Source organism: Amycolatopsis sp. NPDC089917 (genome assembly GCF_040684635.1).
Taxonomy (GTDB): domain Bacteria; phylum Actinomycetota; class Actinomycetes; order Mycobacteriales; family Pseudonocardiaceae; genus Amycolatopsis.
Genome location: NZ_JBFBGL010000067.1, coordinates 34,536 through 42,386 on the forward strand (window position 1 = coordinate 34,536; position 7,851 = coordinate 42,386).

The window sequence follows — 7,851 nt, forward strand, 5'->3', positions numbered from 1 at the left end:
AGCCCGCTCACCGCGGCAGTGTCACCTCGACCGTCGTGCCCTCGTCGAGCGTGCTGGTGACCGCGAGCCTGCCTCCCATGGCCTCGACGAGTCCCTTCGCGAGCGGCAGGCCGAGGCCGATGCCTTGACCGGAATCGGCGCCGAGCCGGTCGAACGGGGTGAACAGGCGGCCGAGGTTCTCCGGCGTGATGCCGCGGCCGGTGTCGGCGATGGTGATGGTCACCGCGTCCGTTCCGGCGCGCGTGGTGATCGTGACGATGCCGTCCGGGCGGTTGTAGCGGACGGCGTTCCCCGTGAGGTTGAGCAGGATCTGCTTGAGCCTGCGCTCGTCGCAGCGCACCATGATCGGTTCGCTCTCGTCGCGGAAACCGACTCCCTCGGCGTCGGCCAGAGGTTCCAGCAGGTTCAGCACCTCCGCCACCACCGTGGGCAGGTCGATGTCCGCCGGGAGCAGCGGCAGGGCGCGGGCCTCGATCCGGGCGATGTCCAGGACGTCGTCCACCATGGCGAGGATGTGCCCGGCCGCGCCGTTGATGTGTTCCAGCGCCGCCCGGCGGCGTTCCGGCGGCAGGTCGAGAGACCCGAGCAGTTCGGTGAACCCGGTGATGGCCTGCAAGGGCGTGCGGAGTTCGTGGCCGAGGGCCGCGACGAAGTCGGTCTTGGCGCGGCTCGCCTGCTCGGCGGCCTGACGCGCGACATCCGCCTCGTGGCGGCCCCGGCGTTCCCGTTCGGCGGCGCGGCGCTGGGTGACGTCCAGGACGTTGGCGATCAGCCGGACCGGCCTGCCGTCGGGCCCGGCCACCGGCGAGACCGAGACGACCACGTCGAGCGTCCTGCCGTCCGGATGGCGCAGCATCGCCTCGTAGGGCGCCTCCGGCGGGCCCGCCGTGGTGAACAGCTCGGTGAGCCGGACCCCGGTCAGTTCGTGTTCCGAACGGCCGAGCAGCTGCCGCAGCGCCTGGTTGGTCCTGGTCACCGCCCCGTCGGGTTCGGTGATCGCCATGCCGATCGCGTTGTCGTCGAAGGCCCGCCGGAACCGCTCCTCGCTGTCGGCGAGCGCGCCGAACAGGATGTCGTGGTCGATGGCCACCGACGCCAGGTGGGTGAGCCGATCGACCAGATCCTGTTCGCGAGGCGTCGGCTGATGCGGCTGCTCGTGGTACACCGCGAAGGTGCCGACCACGTTGTCCCGTCCGCGGATCGGCGTCGACCAGCACGACCGCAGGCTGTGCGCGCCCGCGAGGTGGCGGTAGCGGACCCAGCGCGGGTCGGTGGTGACGTCCTCGGCGACGACCGGCACCCCCAGGTACGCGGCCGCGCCGCAGGACCCGGCGTCGCGGCCGATGGGGAGGCCGTCGATGCTCGACGAGTAGGCCGGCGGCAGCGAGGGCGCGGCGCCGTGGCGCAACGTCGCCGATCCGACGTCGAGCAGCAGGATCGAGCAGTGGCAGCCCGGCATGAGCCGTTCGAGGGTGCTCGCGACCTCCGTCAGCACCGCTGTCAGCGGCGCGCCGCCCGCGATGCGTTCGAGGACGTCGGACTGCGCCCGCAGCAGCGCTTCGGTGTCGGAGACGGCTTCGGACGTGGTCACGGTTCGAACCGGTATCCGACGCCGCGGACGGTCCGTACCGGCCCCGGTCCGATCTTCTGGCGCAAGCGATGGACGTGTTCGGTCACGGTCGCTTCGCCCTGCCACTCGGCGGCGCTCGCCCAGACCCGTTCGAGCAACTGGGCGCGGGTGAACACCTGCCGCGGATGCGCAGCCAGGAACGCCAGCAGGTCGAACTCCTTGGCCGTCATGGTGAGCTCCTGGCCGTCGAGGAACACTTCGCGCGCGCCGTGGTCGATCCGGAGACCGGTCGCGGTCACCACCGGGGCGGGAGCGGCCCGGCGCAGCACCGACCGGACGCGCGCCGCCAGTTCGCCGGGGGAGAACGGTTTGACGAGGTAGTCGTCGGCGCCGAGGTCGAGTCCGACGATCCGGTCGGTCTCGCCGCTGCGGCCGGACAGCACGATCACCGGCAGCGTGGCGTGCTCGCCGCCGCGCAGGCTCCGCAGCACGTCGAGCCCGCCGACCCCGGGCAGGGCGAGGTCCAGGATGACGAGGTCCAGCCGTTCGCGTTCGATGGTTTCGAGGGCGCGCCGCCCGTCGGCCGCTTCGGTGACCCGGAACCCTTCGGCCTCCAGCTGCCACGTCACGACCGTCCGCACCCGGGGGTCGTCGTCGACGACGAGGACCAGCCCTCCGGCGGCCTCACGACCGCCGGCGAGCGTCGCCTGCGCTTCCATCGCGAGCTCCTTCACCGACGTCCGGCCTCCGCGTCGCGGCCGACACCCATGGTGCCTCACCTGCGGCGCAGCGGCCAGATCGGCGACTCCCGCTCAGGCGGCCTCGACCTTCGGCATGATCTCCTCGGTCAGCCGCTTGAGGTCGTCGAGGGTCTTGGACGTCGGCACGTCCCGGAACGGCGGCCACAGCAGCGGCATCGTCAACCCGGCTTCCTTGTAGCGCTTGAGGATGTCCTCGATCTGCCGGGCGCTGCCCGCCAGCAGGTTCGTGCCCTTGCCCGCCGGGGTCTGGTCCATCGGCTCGTCGGTGATGACGAACCAGATCATGCTGCACATCTCGAAGCCGTCCGGGAAACCGCGGCCGAGCTCGCCCAGCTCGCGCTCCATCTCGCCCTTCCAGCGCTTGATGTCCTCGGGGGTGTCCTGGATGCCGATCCAGCCCTGCAGGCCGTACTTCGCGATGCGCTTGGCCGACCGCTTCGGATCCTTCAGCCCGGAGAAGAAGATCGGCGGGGGCTGCTGGACCGGCTTGTGGCCGAAGCCCGACAGCGGGAAGTCCGCGAACTCGCCGTGGTACTCGAACAGGTCGTTGGACCAGATGCCCTGCATGATCTCGATTGTCTCGCGGACGTGGGCGTGGCGGCGCGGGAACAGCTGCGGGACGCTGGCGGCGGCGAACTCCTCGGGCATCCATCCCGAGCCGATGCCGACGTTGAGCCTGCCGCCCGACAGGTGGTCCTGGGTGGCGAGCTCGGCCGCCAGCACACCGGGGGAGCGGTACGGCGTGTCGATGATGCTCATCCCGATCCGGACCTTCGTGGTCTTCGCGGCGAGCCAGGGGATCAGCGTCATGCCCTGGAACCATTTGCCGCGCGAGACCACCGGCAGCGCGTTGGGCAGGTCGGACATCATGCCGAACGGGTACGTCATTTCGGCGCGGTCGGAGGTCTCCGGGACGATGACCCGGTCGAGTGTCCAGACGGAGTCGAAGTCGAGGTCTTCGGCGAGGGCCGTGAGATCTTCGAGCTCCTTGACGGTCACCTCGTCGCGGAAGTTGGGCAGGTAGAGAGCGAGCTTCATGCGTCCGGCCTCCTCGAGACGTCGTCGTCACGCTGATCGTGCCCAGACCGCCTCAACGTGATCACACGCGAATCTCAAATCCCGGACAACAGCGCCGACGGGTGGCGCGAACCCTCTCTATGTTCCCTCCATGGACGTGCTGTGGAGCCCTGCGGCGGACCGCGTCGAGAAGTCCGCGCTGCGGGCCTATCTGAACTGGCTGGAGGGGCGCGAGGGGCGATCGTTCCCCGATCACGACGCGTTCTGGATCTGGTCGGTGGAGGAGCTGGACCGGTTCTGGCTCTCCGTCGTCGACTACTACGGCGTCGACTTCGCCGAGCCGTGGACGCGGGTGCGCACCGCCGACCCCATGCCGCACACCCGCTGGTTCACCGGGGCGCATCTGAACTGGGCCCAGCACGCGTTGCGCAAGGGCGCAGAGGACGCCACGGCGCTCGTGTGTGTCCAAGAAGGAGGCCTGCCCGCACGCGAGATCACCTTCGGCGCCCTGCGCCGGTCGGTGGCGGCCGCGGCGGGCTGGTTGCGGCGGGCGGGGGTGCGGCCCGGTGACCGGGTCGGCGCCTCTCTGCCCAACACCGAGCACGCGGTGATCGCCTGTCTCGCCACCGCGGCCGTCGGCGCGGTGTGGGCGTGCTGTTCTCCGGACTTCGGCGCCGACGGCACGATCAGCCGTCTCGCCCAGCTGGAGCCCTGCGTGCTCATCGCGGCCGACGGCTACCACTGGAACGGGAAGAAGATCGACCGCGCCGACGTCGTCACGCGGCTGCGCGAGGAGCTTCCGACGCTGCGTCACGTCGTCCACGTCCCGTATGCGTTCGACCGTCCGCATCCCGAAGGTTCGACACCGTGGGACGAACTGCTGGCACACGAGGAACCGCTCGTGTTCGAGCAGGTCGAGTTCTCCCATCCGCTGTGGGTGCTGTTCACCTCCGGCACCACGGGGCTGCCCAAGGGGCTGGTGCACGGGCACGGCGGAATCACGCTGGAAGGGCTGAAATGGTCCGGGCTGTATTGCGGGCTGCGGGCCGGTGAACGGATGTTCACTTACACCTCGACCGGCTGGGCGTTGTGGAACATGCAGCTGGGCGCGCTCACCCAGGGCGCGGCGATCACGCTCTACGACGGCGGTCCCCACCATCCGCCGGGCGCGGTCTGGGAGGTCGTGGCCCGCACCCGGACGGATCTCATGCTGCTCGGGGCCGCGGTCATCACCGCCACGGCGAAAACCGGGGTCTCGCCCCGGGAACAGCACGACCTGAGCGGATTGCGGCACGTGATGGTCAGCGGCTCGGCGCTGCCCCCGGCCGGCTACCACTGGGTGAGCGACCACGTCAGCCCCGACCTGCGGATCGACTCGACCAGCGGCGGTACCGACATCTCCGGTTCGTTCGTCGGCGCCAACGAGTACGCCCCGGTCCGGGTGGGCCGCGTCGGCGGGCGGCTGGCCGGAGTCGACTGCGCGGCCTGGGACGAGAGAGGCGAGCCGGTGGTCGACGAGGTCGGTGACCTCGTGATCACCCAGCCGATGCCGTCGATGCCGGTGTCGCTGTGGAACGACCCCGGCGCCGTCCGGTACACGGAGTCCTATTTCGACACCTGGCCCGGTGTTTGGCGACATGGCGACTGGGTGACGATGCATTCCGACGGCAGCGTCTCGATCCACGGCCGGTCGGACTCGACGCTCAACCGTCAGGGCGTGCGGCTGGGCAGCGGCGACTTCTACGACGTGCTGGAGGCCATGGAGGAGATCACCGAGACCCTGGTCATCGGGATCGACCTGCCCGACGACGAGTACTGGCTGGGGCTGTTCGTGGTCCCGGCACCCGGACACGACCTCGACGACGCGCTCGAACGGAAGATCGTCACCACCCTGCGGTCGCGTCTGACACCCCGGCACGTCCCGGACGAGATCGTCGAGGCGCCCGCCGTGCCGCACACCTTGAGCGGCAAACGCCTCGAAGTCCCGATCAAGAAACTGCTGGCGGGCAAGAAACTCGAACGCGCGGCGAACCTGGCCTCCGTCGACGATCCGGACGCGCTGCGCTGGTACGCGCGGTTCGCGGCGGACCGTTTCCCGGGGCACTGACCCGCGCTTGGGTGCGACGCTTTCCGGACCGCCGATCTCCGCGCCGCCCATGCCTGTGCGGCCCGATCCAGAAGGCCTTCAGGCGGACACCTGAGCCGGGTTCGCCCGCGGCCGGGCCGGGGGCTCCGACGCGCCCCCGGCCCGGCTCACGGCTGTGGATCGGGACGGATGGTTCCGGTCTTGCCCGCGTTGATCGAGATGCAGTCGGGGTTGAACCCGTCGACCTCGACGGTGGCGTTGATCCGGTGGGTACAGATGTTCTTGATCTTCGCTTTGCCGGGCCCGTTGGCGGCCAAGGACGCGCAGCCCCGCTGAATCTCCGGACCGGTTCCGGTCGATGCGGTCGCGGTCGCGGGCACGGTCGCCGTGAGGGCCGCGGCGGTGACCGCCATGGCCAAAGGAATGAGGACAGGACGAAGACGAATACGAAGCATTTTTCGGATCTCCTTTGGGAGGATCGGCATCCATGCGAAATTCGTGACGCCATTTACGAATCGCTGTCGAGCGATGCGGTCGGCCCTTGCCTGACCGGTGATTCAACCTTGCCGAGGCCGCGACCGCGGCGCCAGCGCTGTGCGCCGTTCCGGACAAGGGCGGCCATGGCCACCCCCGCCAGTGCTCTGACCAGTACCCGGCGGCTCGGCGGACCGGCCGCGAAGCCGGTGCCGCGTCTGCTGCGTATCGCGATCATGTTTCCTCCGAAGTGGTTGAGACTTGGAGGAAGTTAGGTCGGCGCTCCTGTGGGAATGTTGTGGAATCGCAGTGGCGGGCATGAAGATCGCGGCGACGCCCCGCCCGGCAGCGCTAGCCGAACTCGCGCTCCGCGAGAGCGAAGGTTCCAGGATCGACGAAAGGTTTCCCCGACTGCAACAGCCAGCGCTCGAGTTCGCGGCCGGAGTCGGTGCGGAAGTCGGTTTCGCCGTCCCTGCCGACCCGCACGGTCCCGCGCTGGACGTGCGCGGTCGTCGCGCCCGCGTGCGTGACGAAGCCGCGATAGCCGAGATCGTTGGCGATCCGGCCGTCGGAGGCCCGCGGCAACGATTCGAGCCTGCGCTGGAATTCGGCGGCTTCGGCGTTCCGCAGGGTCCATGCCGGGTTCGGCATCCCCGAGAAGATGTCGAGTTCGACGGAGACGTTGTCGGCCACGGTGGTGTTCCCTCCTGACGTCGTCGGAGCCGTGCCGCACGCACAGAGGACGAGCGCCAGGAGGACCCACCGGAGACCCGAACAGACGATGATGGCTGCTCCTAGGCGACGAGGGCTGTGCTGTTGTTTTGGTAGAAGTAACCGCAGAAGTCGGTGTAGTTCCCCCGACAGCAGTTGTTGGGAGCGTAGCCCCGGCCGTTGTACTGGTAAATACTGTGGCCGCAGTCGTCGGTGTACTTGGCGGGCGTCCCGCCCGGTTTGTGGCCCCACCACCAGTACGGCGCGTCGGTGACGAGCCGGTAGAAGTGGTAGTCGCGGTTCGGCCAGATCACCAGCACGATCGTGAGACCGTTGGTCTGGCAGCCGTCCTTCCAGCCGTCGGCGTAGAGACCGTTGGTCACGCCGCCACAGGTGATGGAGGTCGCGGGCCGTCCGCCCCGCCTCCCCGGCAGCGCGAACCGCACGCCCGCCAGATGGTTGCTGGCGAAGCAGTAACAGTTGTTCCGGCCGACGTTTTCGGGCCGGTTGAACAGGTCCGCGTTCGCACTGAAGAAGTTGGAATTGCAGTCCCACCACGTCGCGCCCTCGGTGTGCACCTCGCCCGGTTCGTTGGGCGAATGCGCTCCCTCGCCTTCGAGATCGGAAAGAGCGGTGCCGTCCGCGTGGCGGCTGACGAATCCGGTGGGATTCACCGCGTCGAAGGACGATTGCAGCAAGGCGACCCCGTTCGACGCGACCTCGCGCAATTCGTCGTCGACTCCGGCGTCCGGATAGGCCTCCGACGTCCGCAGGAGCCAGTCGGCGGCCGGTTCCGCCGCGGGTCTGCTGCCGATCCGGAATTCGGCCGGAAGCCGGGTTCCCCAGGCGGACGCGCGTTCGTTCCACGGTCCGTCGTCCGTCTTGGCCACCCGGACGAGCAGACCCCGGTAGCCGAGGCTGAACTGTTCGTCGGGAGTGACCGCGGGCGACACCTGTGCCGGGTCCGCCACGATTCTGTCGATCAGTTCCTGTTCCTCTCTTCCCGAGAGAGTCCAGGTCGGATTAGGCATCCCTGAGAAGATGTCGAGTTCGACTTCGAGCACGGTTGCACCTCGCCTTTGATTGCGTCCCTTCCCCTATGTCCTTTCTACCCCGGCGGGCGGTAACCGAATAGGGACTTATTGAGGGGCAAGGCCAATGTGGCGTGTTGTGTCGCTCGCCCGTGCGTCGGCCTCGGGTGTCGCGAAAGCCACTTTCGGGACACCCGATGC

7 protein-coding genes are annotated in these 7,851 nt (G+C 69.1%); 1 reads left to right on the top strand and 6 read right to left on the bottom strand.

The window, feature by feature from the left end:
* Nucleotides 1-7: 7 nt before the first annotated feature.
* The 3 genes from AB0N89_RS33990 to AB0N89_RS34000 all read right to left on the bottom strand — a co-directional run bounded on the left by AB0N89_RS33990 (nucleotide 8) and on the right by AB0N89_RS34000 (nucleotide 3,369).
* Nucleotides 8-1,591, bottom strand: coding sequence for an ATP-binding protein (locus AB0N89_RS33990; RefSeq protein ID WP_364213412.1), 1,584 nt, complete (start codon nucleotides 1,589-1,591; stop codon nucleotides 8-10).
* Nucleotides 1,588-2,289, bottom strand: coding sequence for a response regulator transcription factor (locus AB0N89_RS33995; protein WP_364213415.1), 702 nt, complete (start codon nucleotides 2,287-2,289; stop codon nucleotides 1,588-1,590). The genes AB0N89_RS33990 and AB0N89_RS33995 overlap by 4 nt, the downstream gene beginning before the upstream one ends.
* A gap of 93 nt (nucleotides 2,290-2,382) precedes the next feature.
* Nucleotides 2,383-3,369: an LLM class flavin-dependent oxidoreductase gene (locus tag AB0N89_RS34000; protein ID WP_364213418.1), complete on the bottom strand. Its 987-nt coding sequence runs from the start codon at nucleotides 3,367-3,369 to the stop codon at nucleotides 2,383-2,385.
* Nucleotides 3,370-3,499: 130 nt separating this feature from the next.
* Here AB0N89_RS34000 and AB0N89_RS34005 point away from each other — a divergent pair, with 130 nt between their 5' ends.
* Nucleotides 3,500-5,455, top strand: a complete 1,956-nt coding sequence (locus AB0N89_RS34005) for an acetoacetate--CoA ligase (RefSeq protein ID WP_364213421.1) — start codon at nucleotides 3,500-3,502, stop codon at nucleotides 5,453-5,455.
* 146 nt (nucleotides 5,456-5,601) lie between these two features.
* Here AB0N89_RS34005 and AB0N89_RS34010 read toward each other — a convergent pair whose 3' ends face one another.
* The 3 genes from AB0N89_RS34010 to AB0N89_RS34020 form a co-directional block, all read right to left on the bottom strand.
* The gene (locus tag AB0N89_RS34010; protein ID WP_364213424.1) at nucleotides 5,602-5,847 is read right to left on the bottom strand and encodes a hypothetical protein; all 246 of its coding nucleotides are present in this window, start codon (nucleotides 5,845-5,847) and stop codon (nucleotides 5,602-5,604) included.
* 412 nt (nucleotides 5,848-6,259) lie between these two features.
* Complete coding sequence (locus AB0N89_RS34015; RefSeq protein ID WP_364213427.1) at nucleotides 6,260-6,601, bottom strand: hypothetical protein; 342 nt, start codon at nucleotides 6,599-6,601, stop codon at nucleotides 6,260-6,262.
* A gap of 101 nt (nucleotides 6,602-6,702) precedes the next feature.
* The gene (locus AB0N89_RS34020; RefSeq protein ID WP_364213430.1) at nucleotides 6,703-7,650 is read right to left on the bottom strand and encodes a hypothetical protein; all 948 of its coding nucleotides are present in this window, start codon (nucleotides 7,648-7,650) and stop codon (nucleotides 6,703-6,705) included.
* Between the last annotated feature and the right edge of the window lie 201 nt (nucleotides 7,651-7,851).